Origin of the sequence: Crassaminicella thermophila, assembly GCF_008152325.1 — a bacterium.
Classification (GTDB): Bacteria; Bacillota; Clostridia; order Peptostreptococcales; family Thermotaleaceae; genus Crassaminicella_A; species Crassaminicella_A thermophila.
The window spans coordinates 620,218-636,488 of the sequence record NZ_CP042243.1; the positions used below are offsets into that span (position 1 = coordinate 620,218).

Here is a 16,271-nt window from a genome sequence, read left to right on the forward strand (position 1 = left end):
ATAAAGATGAACCGGTGGTTCACATATTAAAACATATCTTTTGGAACTGGAGGTGTTAAAATGTATAAAGTCGACTTGAACAGTGACTTAGGAGAAAGTTTTGGAAGTTATAAAGTGGGACTTGATGAGGAGGTAATAAAGTATGTAACTTCAGCAAATATTGCTTGCGGATGGCATGCAGGAGATCCTTTAGTAATGGAAAAAACTGTTAAAATGGCAAAAGAGCAAGATGTTGGCATTGGTGCCCATCCTGGTTTTTTTGATTTGATGGGTTTTGGAAGAAGAAATATGGCTGCTACACCAGAAGAAGTAAAAGCTTACATAAAGTATCAGTTAGGGGCGCTTATGGCATTTGCAAAATCAAAAGGGGAGAAAGTTCAGCATGTAAAGCCTCATGGTGCTATGTATAATATGGCTGCAAAGGATAAGGCGTTAGCTAAGGCAATTGCTGAAGCAGTATATGAAGTGGATGAAAATATTATACTGATGGGACTTGCGAATAGTGAAATGATAAAAGCAGGGAAAGAGATAGGTTTAAAAGTAGCAAATGAGGTGTTTGCAGATCGAGCATATAATCCAGATGGTACATTGGTATCAAGAAAATTAGAAGGTGCAGTAATTCATGATGCTGAATTAGCCATATCAAGAGTTGTAAGAATGGTAAAGACAGGTAAGGTTACTGCTATAAATGGAGAAGATATTGAGATAAGAGCAGATTCAATTTGTGTGCATGGAGACAATCCTGAGGCTGTTGCATTTGTTAAAAGAATACGTTCAAAGCTTGAAGAGGAAGGGGTTAAAGTAACAGCTATTTCTAATTTTATTAAATAGGGTTATTGAATAGGGGGAGAAAATGATGGATTCAACAAAAGTAAAAGAAAATGTAAAAAAGGAGATTCAATCTCAGAAAAAGAATTTAGGGGCTCTTTTAGGGGCAGCATTTATTATGGCAACATCAGCTATTGGACCAGGCTTTTTAACACAGACAGCAACATTTACTGCTGAATTTGCAGCAAGCTTTGCATTTGTTATACTTGTATCTATTATCCTTGATATTGGAGCACAAGTGAATGTTTGGAGGATTATTGGTGTATCAGGAATGAGGGGACAGGATATTGCAAATAAAGTTGTGCCAGGACTTGGATATATGGTTGCAATACTTGTTGCATTAGGAGGATTGGCTTTTAATATCGGAAACATTGGTGGAGCCGCATTAGGCTTAAATGTTATTTTGGGGATTAATGTAAAGGTTGCAGCTATTATTTGTGGAATTATAGGTAGTATTATTTTTTTATCAAAGGATGCAGGGCTAGTAGTAGACAAATTTACAAAAATTCTTGGAGGATTAATGATTATTATTGTTGCATATGTTGCAATTATAACAAAACCACCTATTGGAGAAGCAGTTTATAGGAGCGTAATTCCTGAAAATTTTACATCGTTAATTTTTCCAACTATTACTCTTTTAGGAGGAACAGTAGGGGGCTATATTACTTTTGCAGGTGGACATAGATTAATTGATGCAGGTATTACAGGGAAAGAGAATCTTAGAGAAATTACAAAGGGTTCTATAATGGGAATTGTTATCGCATCTATTATGCGTATATGCTTATTCTTAGCTGTATTAGGTGTAGTGGCAAAGGGATTCCAATTAGATCCATCTAACCCAGCAGCTTCTGCTTTTCAACATGGTGCGGGCATGATTGGCTATAAGTTCTTTGGTATTGTATTATTATCAGCAGGTATTACTTCTGTTGTTGGAGCTGCATATACATCTGTATCATTCTTAAAAACCTTACACCCATCTATAAAAAATAATGAAAAATATTGGATTGTAGGTTTTATTATAGCATCTACAGTGATTATGGCTGCATTAGGAAAACCAGCAAAGTTACTTATTTTAGCAGGATCATTAAATGGATTGATCTTACCAATTACTATTGGTGTTATTTTATTAGCTTCTAGAAGAAAAGATATTGTAGGAGATTATAAGCATCCTACTTGGTTATTGGTATTTGGATTATTGATTGTCATAATAGCTGGATATGCAGGAATGAATGCATTAAAAAATATGCAAATGTTAGTACACTAATTAATAGGCATCTAGGCAATTATATTGCCTAGATGCTATCAGTCTTTAAGGATGAAGTACAAGGGGGAAGGCGAGTGTATACAGAAACAAAGTACTTAATATCAGGGGATCAGGCGATTGTGATAGAGTTTGGAAATAAAATTTCTGAAGAAATAAATAGTAAAGTAAGGGCTATGATGATTGCAATTAATAAAAAAAATATAGAAGGTGTTGTAGAAATGATACCTACCTATAGATCTTTGATGGTACATTATAATCCTTTAAAAGTAGATTTTAATTCCTTATGTGAGGAATTAAAATCTATAGAGAAACAATTAGACGATATAGAAATTCCTCTGCCAGAAGTGATAGAAATACCAACTCTTTATGGCGGGGATTATGGAGCTGATATAGAAAATGTAGCAAAGCATAATGGATTAACAGTAGATGAAGTAGTAAAGATTCATACATCGAAAGAGTATTTGATTTATATGCTAGGATTTACACCAGGTTTTCCGTATTTAGGAGGTATGGATGATAGAATTTCTACACCAAGGCTTAAGACACCAAGAACAAAAATTAGTGCTGGATCAGTAGGCATTGCAGGAAGTCAAACAGGGATCTATCCAATAGATAGCCCAGGAGGATGGCAATTAATCGGAAAAACACCACTAAAGTTATATGATGCATATAGAGAAAACCCCATTTTATTGCAAGCAGGAAATTATATTAAGTTTGTTCCAATTGATGAAAAAACTTATATAAAGATTGAAGAAGAAATAAAAAATAACACCTATATATATAGGATATATCCAAAGGAAAGGAGGGATAGATAAATGGGAACAATAAATGTTATCTATCCGGGTCTTTTAACATCTGTACAAGATGAAGGTAGATATGGCTATCAACAATTTGGTGTTCCTGTTTCAGGGGTTATGGATAGTTTTTCACATCGTGTTGCAAATATTTTAGTAGGCAATGATGAAAAGGAAGCTGTTTTAGAAGTGACCATGTTAGGTCCTAAAATCGTATTTGAAAATGATAGTGTCATTGCTATTACAGGAGGAGATTTATCTCCTATGATTAATGGTAAAGCTATTTCTATGTGGGAGAGCATCTATGTAAAAAAAGGAGATCAATTATCCTTTGGAGGAATAAAAAGTGGATGTAGAAGTTATATTGCTTTTGCAGGTGGTATAGATGTAGATGTGATTATGGGAAGTAAGTCAACTTATATGAAAGGAAAAATAGGGGGATTTGAGGGAAGAGCTTTAAAGGCTGGAGATATTGTTAAAATAGGAGTTCCAAAAGAAGATTTATCTATCCTTATAGGAAGAAAAGTTTCTCAAAAATATATTCCTAAAATTACAAGTCCTTTTGAAGTACGGGTTGTTTTAGGTCCTCAGGATGAATATTTTACACAAAAGGGAATAAATACTTTCCTTTCTAATGAGTATATTGTAACGAATGAGTGTGATAGGATGGGATTTCGCCTTGATGGAGAAGCCATTGAGCATGTGGATGGTGGAGATATTATTTCAGATGGTATTGCTTTTGGAGCTATTCAAATACCAGGTCATGGAAAGCCTATTATTATGATGGCGGATCGGCAAACAACAGGGGGATATACCAAAATTGCTAATGTTATTAGTTCAGATCTTTATAAGATTGCACAAGCTAAGCCTAATGATAAAATAAGATTTAAAAAAGTAGGAATAAAAGAGGCACAAAATATATTAAGACATGTGGAAGATACAATCTCTGCTATTAAAAAAGAATGTGCTTTACTGAAAATGATTAGCATAAAGAAATATCATTTAAAAATAAATGGAAAATCTTATACGGTTCAGGTGGAAGAAGTTAGCTAAAAAGCTTTTGGAGCATAATCCAAAAGCTTTTTATAAAAGATTTAAAACTTTTTGCTGTATACATACCTGTAAAGACAGACTTCTTATTCCTAATGATTCAAAATCAATTTGTGCAATATCTCCATCTATAGATTTTATAATACCTTTTCCAAATTTTGTATGAGCTACAAAAGAACCTTCACAGAAAGGATGAGGAAATTTATTGATTTGTTTTTTAGAAAATGTTTTATATGAGTAGTTGTATTTAGATTTAGAAAAAGAATCATATTTTTTGACGGTTATATACTGATCCTTAATAGTATCTTTTATTTCTTCTACAAAAGGAGAAGGTTTTATATATTTACCATCTTGAAATGTTGGGAAAACAAGATGTAATGCTTTTTTTGCTCTTGTCATTCCTACATAAAAAAGTCTTCGTTCTTCTTCAAGATAATCAGATATTTCCTCATCACAATCGTCTATATTTGACTGAGGAGGAAATTGCCCACTTACTAAATCAATTAAATAGACACGATCAAATTCTAATCCTTTTGAAGAATGTATTGTAGACAATAATATAGATGTATTTCTTTTTTCTTTTTTTATTCTTTGAATGATCTTTTTTAAGGAATCAATTCTTTCCATAAACTCAATAATAGAATTGGTTCTTGCAGCAATCATTTTTAATTGGATAAATACAAACATAACATTTTCATAAGAATACTTTAGTCTTTGACAATTTGATTTTAAAAATTTTTTATAAGCTAAGTTTTCTTCTATAAAAGATAAAGCATCTTTAGGCTTCATATGGGCTAGAGAATAAAAATCTTTTTGTAGACGTTTTAAATTTTTCCTTTGAAAATCTTTAAGATCAGGAAAATGAATCAAATATTCAAAGACAGAAATGGATCTAGGCTGTTCTTTAATGTAGGAGATAGCTGCTTTTGAAATATAACCATTCATTTTATAATAAATTCTCTCAAAAGATTCTATATCATAAGGATTTAATGCTATATCTAAAAAAGCTAATAAATCTTTTACTATCCAATGATTGAAAAAAGACATATTAAAGCCTTGTATTGTAAAAGGGAGATTGTTTCTTTCTAATGCATCAATCAAAGTAATGGCTGATATATTATTGCGATACAATATAGCAGTATTTTTATAAAAATTAGAAGTTGCAAGCTCCTCTATCAAATAATTGGTTTGATCTGCTATATTTTGTACTTTTACCATATGAATAGGGGCATCATATTCATTTTCTGTGTACATGTTTTTTGCATATCTTTGTGTGTTTCTTTGAATAAATGTATTGCTAATTGAGACAATTTCTTTTGAAGAACGATAGTTTTGTTCTAAAAAGAAAGTGTTAGCGCCTTTATATATTCTTGAAAAATGCAACAATGCTTCAGGATAGGCACCTCTAAACCCATAGATACTCTGATCATCATCAGCAACCATAAACAAATTATTTTTCGGATAAGCAAGTAACTGAATAATTGCATGCTGCACCTTTGAGGTATCTTGTGCTTCATCTACTTGAATATATGGATATTGCTTTTTGTATTGATTTAATAGATTTTGGTTATTTTGTAGTATTTTTAGAGCAAGGCTTAACATATCATCAAAATCAATAAGGTGATTTTTCTTTTTATAGTTTTCATACTTTGTATAGATTTCGTTAAAGCGGTCTATTGAAAAGTCATAATTAGAAAAATCATCTTTCTTAATCATTGAATTTTTTACAAAACTAATGGCACTTAAAAGTTCTTCAAGTTTTTCTTCATTTAGAAAATCATGATTTATTTCTTGGTAGATTCTTTTTAATAGGGTGTTTTTATGAATAGATGGATTGTCTCCTTCTATGATTGAGTATTTAATATTATTAATTTTGGCATATCTTTGGACAATTCGAAGCGATAAGCGATGAATTGTAGAAAAATATACATTTTGATTAATATATTTTCCAAATACTTCATAAAAACGTCTTTTCATATCTTGAGCAGAAGCTCTGCTAAAGGTTACAGACAATATATTTGAAGGGTTAATTTTATGATTTAGAATTAAATTAGCTGTCCGACAAATGAGTGTTGTAGTTTTTCCGCTTCCAGGAACAGCTAATACAAGGCTTGGACCATCTTTATGCAGTACAACTCTTTTTTGTTGATGGTTTAAATCAATATTGTGTTGATTTTTTAGCATTTGAAAAAATGATTCACTCAAGCTTGATGCCTCCTAATAGTAAAATACAATAGACAGTATAGCATATATAGTAATAACTTCATAGTTTTAGAATTTCTAAAAATATTATGGGATAAAAAAATGATTTTTATTTTTTAAGGCGAATATATAATTTGTGAATATATTGATTGTTTAGAAAATCATAAGGAGGCAAAAATGAGTAGAGCAAAAAAAGATTTTCTAGAAAGTATGGAATATATAGATGGAATCACTATTATTGATAGAAATGGCACTATATTATTTTCTGTGAAATTTAACCCATGGTTTCACCCTGAGATTATTGATGGAGAAGAAGTGATTGGAAAAAAGCTTTGTAATGTATTTACGAATATTGATGAAGATACAAGTACCTTATACAAAGCCATAGAGTTAGGTAGACCTATTCATAGAAAAAGGCAAATGGTTTCGGATATAGAGGGGAATAAGATTGTTACTATGAATATATCCTTACCCATAAAAGGAGAAGATAGAATTATTGGAGCTATTGAACTTTCAAAAGATATTACAAAATACAAAGATAAGAGTACGCATATCATTCCTATGAATTCTGAATGTTTTTCTAAAATGGATACAATGAAAAAACACTTTGGCCCAGATCGAGCAAGATATTCTCTTGATGATATTATCTCAAGCAATGTAAAAATAAAAGAATTAAAATATTTTATAAAAAAAATTGCAAATGGAAGGTCATCTGTTTTTATTTATGGGGAGACAGGCACAGGAAAAGAATTGTTTGCCCATGCTATTCATAACGAAAGCAATCGTTCAAAGGGACCTTTTATTTCACAAAATTGTGCAGCTATTCCTGAAAATTTGTTAGAAAGTATTTTATTTGGAACAACAAAAGGGAGTTTTACAGGAGCCTATGACCAACCTGGATTGTTTGAACTAGCAGAAGGAGGAACCTTATTTTTAGATGAAATTAATTCTATGCCTATGCATCTGCAGGCAAAATTATTAAGAGTATTGCAGGATGGATATGTAAGAAGGTTAGGAGATCAAAAAGAACGAAAAGTAGATGTAAGAATTATTTCAGCATCGAATATGAGTCCTAAAAAGTGTATGAAAGAAGGACATCTAAGACAAGATATTTATTATCGATTAAGCGTATTATCTATGCATATTCCTTCTTTAAGAGAGCGAAAAGAAGACATTGAAATATTATTAAATTTTTTTATTAATAAATATAATAAACAACTCAATAAAAATGTAAACAAAGTATCAAAAGAAGCTTATGATCATTTATTAGCGTATAACTGGCCAGGAAACATAAGAGAATTAGAGCACATGATAGAATATGCAATGAATATTGTTGATGAATCAGATGATGAAATCGAAATAGAACATATTGAAAATATGATAAAAGAAGTAGAAGATGAGGAAATAGGAATACCCATACAACCTTTGAAAAATGTTGTATCAAAAATAGAAAAAGAACTCATTCAAAGGGCGATTCAAAAAACAAAAGGAAATGTTTCACAAGCAGCAAGGTTATTAGAAATTCCTAGGCAGACCCTTCAAAGAAAGTTAAAAATTTATAATCTTATATAATTGAATACATAAATAGGAGCAGTAATGCCAAAAAAATAACAACAACTGCCCAAAAAATAACAAAAAAGCTGTGCAAGATGTATTATTTTGCCAGTTTTTTTTCTTCCTTATTCAAAAAAATGAAGATCACTCTATAAAAAAAGAATCTTTTAGCAGAGCAATGCATTGAATTTACTAGATTTAAACAATAAAAAAATGAATACATAATGGCACGAAGATTGCAATAAATGATCTTTGTAAATGATTCATCACAAAAGGAGGAGACAAAAATGATTATTGGGGTATTAAAAGAGATCAAGCAAGGAGAATCTCGTGTTATTATGACACCAACAGAAGCAGGACAGTTGTGTACACAAGGCCATAAGGTACTTATTCAAAGTCAAGCAGGAGCGGGTGCTGGTTTTGAAGACGAAGCATATATTGCTGTTGGTGCAGAAATAAGAAATGATATGAGAGAAATCTATAGAGAAAGTGATATGGTTGTAAAGGTTAAAGAAATTGAGCCTATAGAATATGAATTGATCAAAGAAGGACAAATTATTTTTACGTGTATTCATCCAGCTGCAAATAGGCAAGAGGTAGATGCGCTTTTAAAAAGAAAAGCAATTGCATTTACAGCAGAAGATACGCATAGATTTGGGTCACCAAACTGTGAAGTAGCAGGGAAATTAGGAGCATTAATGGGTGTGTATCATCTACTTAGTATTAATGGTGGAAGGGGGCAATTAATTTGTGGAATTGGAGGAGCACCCGGGGCAAATGTATTGGTTTTAGGGGCAGGAATTGTTGGAAAAGGCGCGACGCAAATTATAGCATCATTAGGTGCTCGGGTTACAGTGATGGATATTAATATTGGTGTTTTAAGGCAGTGTGAGGAAATATTTCCAAAGAATGTACAGACCATGTTTTCTAATCAACAAAACATAAAAAAAATATTACCAGATATAGATTTGGTTATTAATTGTGTGAAGTGGCCAAAACACAGAAAAGATCATTTGATTACAAAGGAAATGCTAAAGCTTATGAAGAAAGGATCCGTTATTGTAGATGTGAGTGCAGACGTTGGAGGGGCAATTGAAACATATAAACCAACAACACATGAAAATCCTACTTATGTAATCAATGGAGTAGTTCATTATGGTGTAGACAATATACCAGGGGCTGCACCCCATACCACATCTATTGCATATGCTGCATCTGTTTTTCCACATTTGTGTTCTATAGCAAATAATGGAATTGTAGAAGCATGCAGAAAAGATGGATATTTAAGAAGAAGTTTAACTGTATATAAAGGTATTTTAACCCATGAAGAAACAAGTGTCATTCAAGATAGACCGTGGATAACACCAGAAGAAGTTTTAGGATTAGAAGGTTGCAAAGATTTAGATATAGTACCAAAGGCAACAACTACAATTAGCAAAAAAGCAAATGCGCTTAAGTAAAATACTTGTGCTTGTTAGGAATGAATTGATTAAATATGCTTATAACAAAGGCATTTACATTATAAGTCAATGCCTTTGTTATCAATAAAAATAAAAGGAGAGATGAAGAATATGCAAGCAGGAACAACAATGGGAATAATTTCATTATTGCCAGCTACAATTGCAATTATACTTGCTTTTAAAACGAGGAATACGGTATTTTCATTAGCAGTAGCAATTTTTATTGGTGTTTTGGCTGCTGGAAAAGGTCTTATGGGTTTTCCTACTATTCTTAAAACTTCATTAGGCACTACAAGTTTTTCTTGGATTTTATTACTTGAATTGTTTATTGGAATTGTTATTGCATTTTTTCAAAGAACAGGTGCTATTCAGGGATTTACAAAAATAATGGAAGATAAAAAGCTTAGTAGAGTAAAAATACAATTAACAGCTTGGATTATGGGAATGTTTGTATTTTTTAGTGATTATTTTAGTCCATTATTTGTAGGCTCTACGATGAGGAGCTTATCTGATAAGGCAAAAATATCTAGAGAAAAATTAGCATATATTGCAGATTCAACATCTGCTCCTGTAAGTGTTTTGGCACCTATTACTGGATGGGCTGTATTTATTTCAGGATTATTAATTGGTATGGGGCCAGTAGAAAATGCTGAACAAGCCATGATGGTATTTACAAAGGCAGTTCCTTTTAACTTCTATGCAATTATTGCAGTATTATTAGTAGGTTTGTTTGCATTAGGTGTTATACCTGATTTTGGACCTATGAAAAAAGCAGAAAAAAGAGCATTAGAAGAAGGAAAGGTCTTAAGAGATGGAGCAGAGCCTCTTATAGGAGAAGAATTAACAGATACGCCTCCTTATGAAGGAATTAAAACACATGTATTCTTTGATTTTATATTTCCAGTACTTATTGTTATTAGTATTGCAATCGGAACCTTTATCACATTAAAATCAGCAAAAACGATGGAAGCTTTCCTTACAGCTGCAGTAGTATTAGGAATTATTATGAGAATACAAGGTGTTCCTTTTAATGATATTATGAAAACGGCTATGTCAGGAATGAAAGGTGTTATGCCTGCAATTATTATTCTAGCCCTATCTTATACGATTAATGCTTTAAGTAAAGAAATGGGAACAGCAAATTATATTATTGCCATAACAAGAAGCTGGTTAACACCAAATTTATTACCTTTTATTACTTTCTTTATTGCAGCACTTATCTCTTTTTCAACAGGAACTTCATGGGGAACATTTGCCATTGTCATGCCTATTGCAGCACCTTTAGCATTTAGTTTTAGTGGAAATGAAGTGACTGCATTGGTTCTTGCTACTGTTGCTGCAGTTGCTGGAGGGGGAGTATTTGGAGATCATTGTTCACCCCTTTCAGATACAACCATACTTGCTTCTACAGGGGCAGCTTCTGATCATATAGATCATGTAAAGACACAGATTCCTTATGCTTTATTAGCAGCAGGATTAGCAGCAGGAATCTATTTAATCATAGGATTTGTTGCAATTTAATAGAAAGATAGAAAAGTCCACTATAAGAAATATAGTGGGCTTTTCATTTGTATAGATTAAAACATACAAAATATTACATAATTTGGATAATGATGATATAATAAATACATTAAGTATATTTTCTTAAATCATTTTATAAAAAAGGATCAAAATTAAGCTTAGAAAGTAGGAAAATATATGAATGAGAGAAATGAATTGTTGCATCAACGTAATCAATTGATGGTAAAAATTTTAATTGTCTTTTATCTATTGGACAATATATTTAATATAATTATGTATAAAGAGGCTTTAGAACATTATACGAGTACAGGAATTATTTTTATTTTTATTTCCATATATTTTGTTTGGAAAAAGAAATGTCCCATCATTACGATGTATTGCATAACTACTTTTCTTTTCATTTTTATATTTTCACTCATTTCTTCTTGGCCTTGTTTAGTAAATTTTATGTTTATATGGGTTGCATTGGTATTTACTTCTCTTTATCATGATCAATATATTATTATATTATCAGGATTTTATTCTATGGTTATGTCTGTATATTTTTTTTATACATATCGTAATGAGATTTTTCTAGGTTCAGATCTAGATGATATTGTTTTTTATATTATATTTGATCTTTTTTTAACAATATTTTTGCTTTTTACTACTAAATTTACTAAAAGCTTGTGGTTAAAGGCAGAGGAAAGTGAGCAGCAGCTTAAGAATATCTTGGATTATGTAGACGTAATTACGTGGTCTTTTGATATAAATTCTCAAAAAATGAAGATTTCTTCTAGTGTTGAAAAAATTTGTGGTGTACCTGCAATACATTTTTCTAAAGATAAGGATCAATGGAGAAAAATTGTGCATCCAGATGATTTATGCAGGGTCAACAAAGAAGTACGTCAATTACTTTTGGGGAAGACATATATAATGGAATTTCGGATTCTTACACCTGATGGACAAATAAGATGGATACAAAACAGAGGAATTCCAATTAAAGATCATTGTAATAAATTGATTCGACTAGATGGCGTAGTGATCGATATTACACAGCGTAAGAAAATGGAAGAAAAAATAGAATACATGGCTTATTATGATTTTTTAACAGCACTACCAAATCGCATTTTATTAAATGAATATTTTTTAGCTTCTAAAAATGAAGCAAAGAAAAAAAGACAGCAATTAGCAATATTGTTTATTGATTTAGATGGTTTTAAATTTGTAAACGATACTTTTGGGCATGAGATGGGTGATCTGCTATTAAAAGATATAGCAAAAAGATTAAAAAGCATCCTACGTGAAAAGGACATGGTTTGTCGTATCGGTGGAGATGAATTTATTCTTTTGTTAGGAAATATTTCAAAGGAGCAAGCTGCTAGTATAGCACAAAGAATTATTCATGTTTTATCGGAAGTTTTTATTTTTCAAAACAATCAATTGATGATTAGTGCTAGTATAGGGATCAGTATCTATCCTAAAGATGGTATGAATATAGAAACATTGATAAAAAAAGCCGATGATGCCATGTATGCAGCAAAGAGAAATGGAAAAAATAGTTTCCAATTTTATGAGGAAAGTGTTTCATAATGCTTAAAAGCCCCCTATGTTTAAACATAGAGGGCTTTGATTATTTTGCATAAGCCTTATTTTGATTTTTCTTATTCAATAATATTGTAGTGATGAATCCGCCTAAAATAGAAGGGATTACCCAAGCAAATCCAGCATTTGCAAGGGGGATTTTAGAGATAATATTTCCTAAAAAGTTTATATGGATATTCATAACGGATAATCCTTCGTATAAACTTACAAATAGTGCACCTGAAACAGCTCCAATATAGGAAGTTTGAGGAATATATTCATCAAATATATTCATTAAGATTAGTACGATTGCAACAGGATATACTGTAACAAGTAAAGGAACAGCAATCTTGACAATCATTTCAACCCCTACATTTGCAAAGACTGCACTAAATATACAAGTAGCAATGACAATGAATTCATAACTTAATTTATTATTGCTTAATTTATTAAAAAAGTTTCCTACTGTTGCAGTAAGACCGATTGATGTTGTTAAACATGCAAGAGAAACTACAATTGCTAAAGTGATTTTTCCAAAGCTTCCTAGTAATGTATCTGTAATTGCCATTAATAAATCGGATTTAGGTATATCAAAAGGATAAACCGTATTTGCTGAAGATCCAAGATAGATTAGTCCTCCATAAACAAGGCCAAGACCGATAGTAGCAATGACCCCAGCTTTTATTGTTAAACTTATTTGTTCATCTACATTTTTATATCCTTTAGATACAAGGGTATTTAACATAACACTAGCAAATACTAAAGATGCTAGTGCATCCATTGTTTGATATCCTTCTTTAAATCCTTTTGATAAAGGGTTTTCATCCATTAAAGTAGTAGCTACCCCTATAGGTGAGGAAATACCTTTTATAATAATAATAAAGATTGTGAGTAAAAGTAGAGGAGTTAATATTTTTCCTACTTTGTCTACAATTTCAGATGGCTTTATTACAAAATAAAGTGTAAGTCCAAAAAATAGGATAGAAGTAAGCACAGGGCTGAAACCAGAAAATAAAGGTTTTATTCCCATTTCATATGTAGTAGCGCCTGTTCTTGGTATTGCCAAAAGTGGTCCTATTGCTAATATAATAACAGTTGCGAATATTTTACTGAAAACAGAACCTACTTTATTCCCCACATCATCAATTGTTCCTCCAGCTTTAGCGGATGCAATAATACCTAAAAGAGGAATTCCTATGGCTGTTAAGAAAAAACCAACGGCACACATTATCCAGTTTTTACCTGATATAAGCCCTAAAGATGGTGGAAATATTAAATTTCCTGCTCCAAAGAACATAGCAAATAGTGCTAGTCCTAGTACGAAAACATCTTTACTTTTTTTGTTCATGTATATCCCTCCAAGTTAAATTTTTATAAACAAAAAATCTTTCGTTCCTATGAATATATAAATCCATAGGGGCGAAAGATTACCCATAAATTGTATTATATGCATATTTTTATCTATTGTCAAGATTTCAATTAGGACCATGTTTGATTTTTAAAAAGAATTATAATAAACTTTAAAATATATAACTGTATGATTTTTCATAAAAAAAAAGAGGTGAGATAAATTAATAAAAATTTTACCTTACAAACGAGGATAACCATATTAATTACTGTATTAATTCTTATATCAGTTAGTATAATAATTATATTTATAGGAAACTGGTCATTAAATCATATTCAAAACAAAGTAGAAGCAAATATAAAGAATGTATCAAAAATATTGGCAAGTTCTCCAAATATACAGAAAGCTTTAAAAGAAAAGGATGCAGTAAAAGTTCAAACACAGGTCAAAAAAATACTAAGGAAACTTGATGGAGTAGATATTATTACTATAGCAGATATGAAAGGGATAAGATATGCTCATCCAAATTCCAATAGAATAGGAGAACGTTTTGTAGGAGGAGATGAGGAAAGGGTTATAAAAGAAGGTGTATCTTATATATCTCAAGCAGAGGGAACATTAGGAGTTTCTATTAGAGCTTTTGAACCTATATTTTATGAAGGGAAACAACTAGGTTTTGTAATGGCGGGTGTATTATATGAAGATATAAAAAAATTTCGCATGCATGCACTTATTACTATGTGTGGATTTACCTTGTTTGGAATTTTGTTAGGGGTTATAGGTGCATTAATGATTGCAAGAAAAATAAGGGCTAGTCTATTAGGATTAGAGCCTAATGAAATTGTTTATTTATATAGGGAAAATAAAGCCATGTTAGATTCTATTAGTGAAGGAATAATTGCTATTGATGCAAAAGGGAAAATAACATTAGTTAATGATTATGCAATAAAGATATTAAATATAAATAATCCATGTGTAGTAGGGGAATATGTTTTAGATGTGTTTCCAACAAGCAGATTATTAGAAGTCCTTAAAACAGGAGAAAGTGAATATAATGAGGAACAAATCATCAACGATACAGTTATTTTAACCAATAGAGTTCCTATAAAAGATGGAGAAGAAATTATAGGGGCCATGGCTTCCTTTAATGATCGAACCAAAATAAAGCGTTTGGCAGAGGAAATTACAGGGGTAAGACAAATTATTCATGCATTAAGGGCAAATACACATGAATTTATGAATAAGTTACACTTAATACTAGGGCTTATTGAATTAAATGAAATTGATGAAGTGAAAAAATATATTAAAAGTGTGGCAAGGGAACAGGAACAAATAAGATTTTTTTTGATGAAAAAAATAAAAAATCCAACTATTTCAGCAATTATACTAGGAAAGTTAAGTAGGGCAAAAGAGCTTAAAATAAATATGGAAATAGATGAAAATTCATATTTAGAAAAATACTATAAAAATATTCAGAATGAAACATTAGTAACTATTATTGGAAACCTATTAGATAATGCAATGGAAGCGATTATAAAAAAAGGAAAAGAAGGAGAAATTTTTTTAAGAATAGAGGATGTAGGAGAAACTATTGAAATAGAGGTTGTAGACAATGGCATAGGAATAAAGAAGGAAGATATAAAAAAAATATTCAAAAGGGGATTTACTACTAAAAAGGAAGAAGGCGGAATAGGGTTATACTTGGTTGAAAAAAGTATAAAGCAGTTAGCGGGTGAAGTTTTTGTAGATTCAAAATTTAAAGAAGGAACCAGTATTTTAGTTAGGATACCTAAGGAGGTATATAAATGATTAATGTACTTGTAGTAGAAGATGATCCAATGCTTGCAGAATTAAATAGAAGGTTTATAGAAAAAATAGATCCTTTTGTTGTTGTAGCTGTTGCGGGGAATGGAGAAGAAGCTATAAAAGCATTAAAAAATAAAAAAATTGATTTAATCATACTAGATATTTATATGCCAAAGATGGATGGTATGGAATTATTTAAAAGGGTTCGAAAGCAAAATAAAGAGGTAGATTTTATATTGGTTACAGCAGCTAATGATACAGATAAAATTGATGAAGCTTTAAAATTAGGAGCAGTAGATTATCTAGTAAAACCCTTTGAATTTGAAAGGCTTAAAAAGTCGCTTATAAACTATAAAATAAGAAAAAATTTATTAATAAAAAAACCTTTTGTCAGTCAAGAAGAAATTGATAAATTGTTTATTGGAGATATAGAAGGATTTGCCCAGAATGAAGAGAGAGAGCTTAAAAAAGGGTTGCATAAGTTTACATTAGATAGGGTTATAAGATTTTTAAAAGAAAATAAAGAAATTTTGTTATCTAGTGAAGTTATATCAGAAAATTTACAGATGTCTAAGGTTACAATTAGAAGGTATTTAGATTATTTAGAAGCTATAGGAAAAATTCAAAAGAAAATGGAATACGGATCAAGAGGAAGACCATCATATCTATATCGCTATATAGATAAAAATAACAAATAAAATAAATAAAACTCTTATTGACAAAGTTTTGTCGATAAGAGTTTTTTACATATATTTAAGATTTTTTTAGTTTTGAAAAAAGTTTAACAATATATTTTTTATTTACTTAATTATTAGAATAAGTTTTAAATATTTTAAAAAGAATAAAGTTTAATTATAATCGAATATAACAAAGATATGGTT

General features: G+C 30.7%; 12 protein-coding genes. 10 read left to right on the forward strand and 2 right to left on the reverse strand.

What is annotated here, in order from left to right; all coding sequences use genetic code 11:
• Positions 1-60 precede the first annotated feature (60 nt).
• The 4 genes from FQB35_RS02880 (at position 61) to FQB35_RS02895 (ending at position 3,939) form a co-directional block, all read left to right on the forward strand.
• Positions 61-831: a LamB/YcsF family protein gene (locus FQB35_RS02880; RefSeq protein WP_148808510.1), complete on the forward strand. Its 771-nt coding sequence runs from the start codon at positions 61-63 to the stop codon at positions 829-831.
• A 25-nt stretch (positions 832-856) separates the two neighbouring features.
• Positions 857-2,092, forward strand: a complete 1,236-nt coding sequence (locus FQB35_RS02885) for an NRAMP family divalent metal transporter (RefSeq protein ID WP_148808511.1) — start codon at positions 857-859, stop codon at positions 2,090-2,092.
• A 74-nt stretch (positions 2,093-2,166) separates the two neighbouring features.
• On the forward strand, positions 2,167-2,907 hold the full coding sequence (gene pxpB / locus FQB35_RS02890; protein ID WP_333473048.1) for a 5-oxoprolinase subunit PxpB: 741 nt from the start codon (positions 2,167-2,169) through the stop codon (positions 2,905-2,907).
• Positions 2,908-3,939, forward strand: coding sequence for a 5-oxoprolinase subunit C family protein (locus tag FQB35_RS02895; RefSeq protein ID WP_148808515.1), 1,032 nt, complete (start codon positions 2,908-2,910; stop codon positions 3,937-3,939).
• 30 nt (positions 3,940-3,969) lie between these two features.
• Here the strand turns inward: FQB35_RS02895 and FQB35_RS02900 are convergent, their stop codons facing one another.
• Positions 3,970-6,141, reverse strand: coding sequence for an ATP-dependent helicase (locus FQB35_RS02900; protein ID WP_207707334.1), 2,172 nt, complete (start codon positions 6,139-6,141; stop codon positions 3,970-3,972).
• A 174-nt stretch (positions 6,142-6,315) separates the two neighbouring features.
• Here FQB35_RS02900 and FQB35_RS02905 point away from each other — a divergent pair, with 174 nt between their 5' ends.
• From FQB35_RS02905 to FQB35_RS02920, 4 genes are all read left to right on the forward strand, one after another.
• Positions 6,316-7,710, forward strand: coding sequence for a sigma-54 interaction domain-containing protein (locus tag FQB35_RS02905; protein WP_148808517.1), 1,395 nt, complete (start codon positions 6,316-6,318; stop codon positions 7,708-7,710).
• 269 nt (positions 7,711-7,979) lie between these two features.
• A complete protein-coding gene (locus tag FQB35_RS02910; protein WP_148808519.1) occupies positions 7,980-9,152 on the forward strand; it encodes an alanine dehydrogenase in 1,173 nt (390 codons plus the stop codon).
• Positions 9,153-9,254: 102 nt separating this feature from the next.
• Complete coding sequence (locus FQB35_RS02915; RefSeq protein WP_231701843.1) at positions 9,255-10,673, forward strand: Na+/H+ antiporter NhaC family protein; 1,419 nt, start codon at positions 9,255-9,257, stop codon at positions 10,671-10,673.
• A 177-nt stretch (positions 10,674-10,850) separates the two neighbouring features.
• Positions 10,851-12,245, forward strand: a complete 1,395-nt coding sequence (locus tag FQB35_RS02920; protein ID WP_148808521.1) for a sensor domain-containing diguanylate cyclase — start codon at positions 10,851-10,853, stop codon at positions 12,243-12,245.
• 40 nt (positions 12,246-12,285) lie between these two features.
• Here the strand turns inward: FQB35_RS02920 and brnQ are convergent, their stop codons facing one another.
• Positions 12,286-13,584 carry a branched-chain amino acid transport system II carrier protein gene (brnQ, locus tag FQB35_RS02925; protein WP_148808523.1) on the reverse strand — a complete coding sequence of 433 codons (1,299 nt, stop codon included), beginning with the start codon at positions 13,582-13,584 and terminating at the stop codon, positions 12,286-12,288.
• Positions 13,585-13,917: 333 nt separating this feature from the next.
• On the opposite strand from brnQ, the gene FQB35_RS02930 reads away from it, so the two are divergent.
• Both FQB35_RS02930 and FQB35_RS02935 read left to right on the forward strand, forming a co-directional pair.
• Entirely contained in the window at positions 13,918-15,393 is a 1,476-nt protein-coding gene (locus FQB35_RS02930; RefSeq protein ID WP_269902712.1) for an ATP-binding protein, read from the forward strand.
• Positions 15,390-16,088, forward strand: a complete 699-nt coding sequence (locus FQB35_RS02935; RefSeq protein WP_148808527.1) for a response regulator — start codon at positions 15,390-15,392, stop codon at positions 16,086-16,088. Before FQB35_RS02930 ends, FQB35_RS02935 begins: the two co-directional genes overlap by 4 nt.
• Positions 16,089-16,271: the final 183 nt, after the last annotated feature.

What these genes read in the sequence shown, in the direction of transcription:
- FQB35_RS02885 (WP_148808511.1), top strand. Translation starts at nt 857, where the DNA reads ATGGATTCAACAAAAGTAAAAGAAAATGTAAAAAAGGAGATTCAATCT.
- FQB35_RS02895 (WP_148808515.1), top strand. Translation starts at nt 2,908, where the DNA reads ATGGGAACAATAAATGTTATCTATCCGGGTCTTTTAACATCTGTACAA.
- brnQ (WP_148808523.1), bottom strand. Translation starts at nt 13,584, where the DNA reads ATGAACAAAAAAAGTAAAGATGTTTTCGTACTAGGACTAGCACTATTT.
- FQB35_RS02915 (WP_231701843.1), top strand. Translation starts at nt 9,255, where the DNA reads ATGAAGAATATGCAAGCAGGAACAACAATGGGAATAATTTCATTATTG.
- FQB35_RS02905 (WP_148808517.1), top strand. Translation starts at nt 6,316, where the DNA reads ATGAGTAGAGCAAAAAAAGATTTTCTAGAAAGTATGGAATATATAGAT.
- FQB35_RS02920 (WP_148808521.1), top strand. Translation starts at nt 10,851, where the DNA reads ATGAATGAGAGAAATGAATTGTTGCATCAACGTAATCAATTGATGGTA.
- FQB35_RS02935 (WP_148808527.1), top strand. Translation starts at nt 15,390, where the DNA reads ATGATTAATGTACTTGTAGTAGAAGATGATCCAATGCTTGCAGAATTA.
- FQB35_RS02910 (WP_148808519.1), top strand. Translation starts at nt 7,980, where the DNA reads ATGATTATTGGGGTATTAAAAGAGATCAAGCAAGGAGAATCTCGTGTT.
- FQB35_RS02880 (WP_148808510.1), top strand. Translation starts at nt 61, where the DNA reads ATGTATAAAGTCGACTTGAACAGTGACTTAGGAGAAAGTTTTGGAAGT.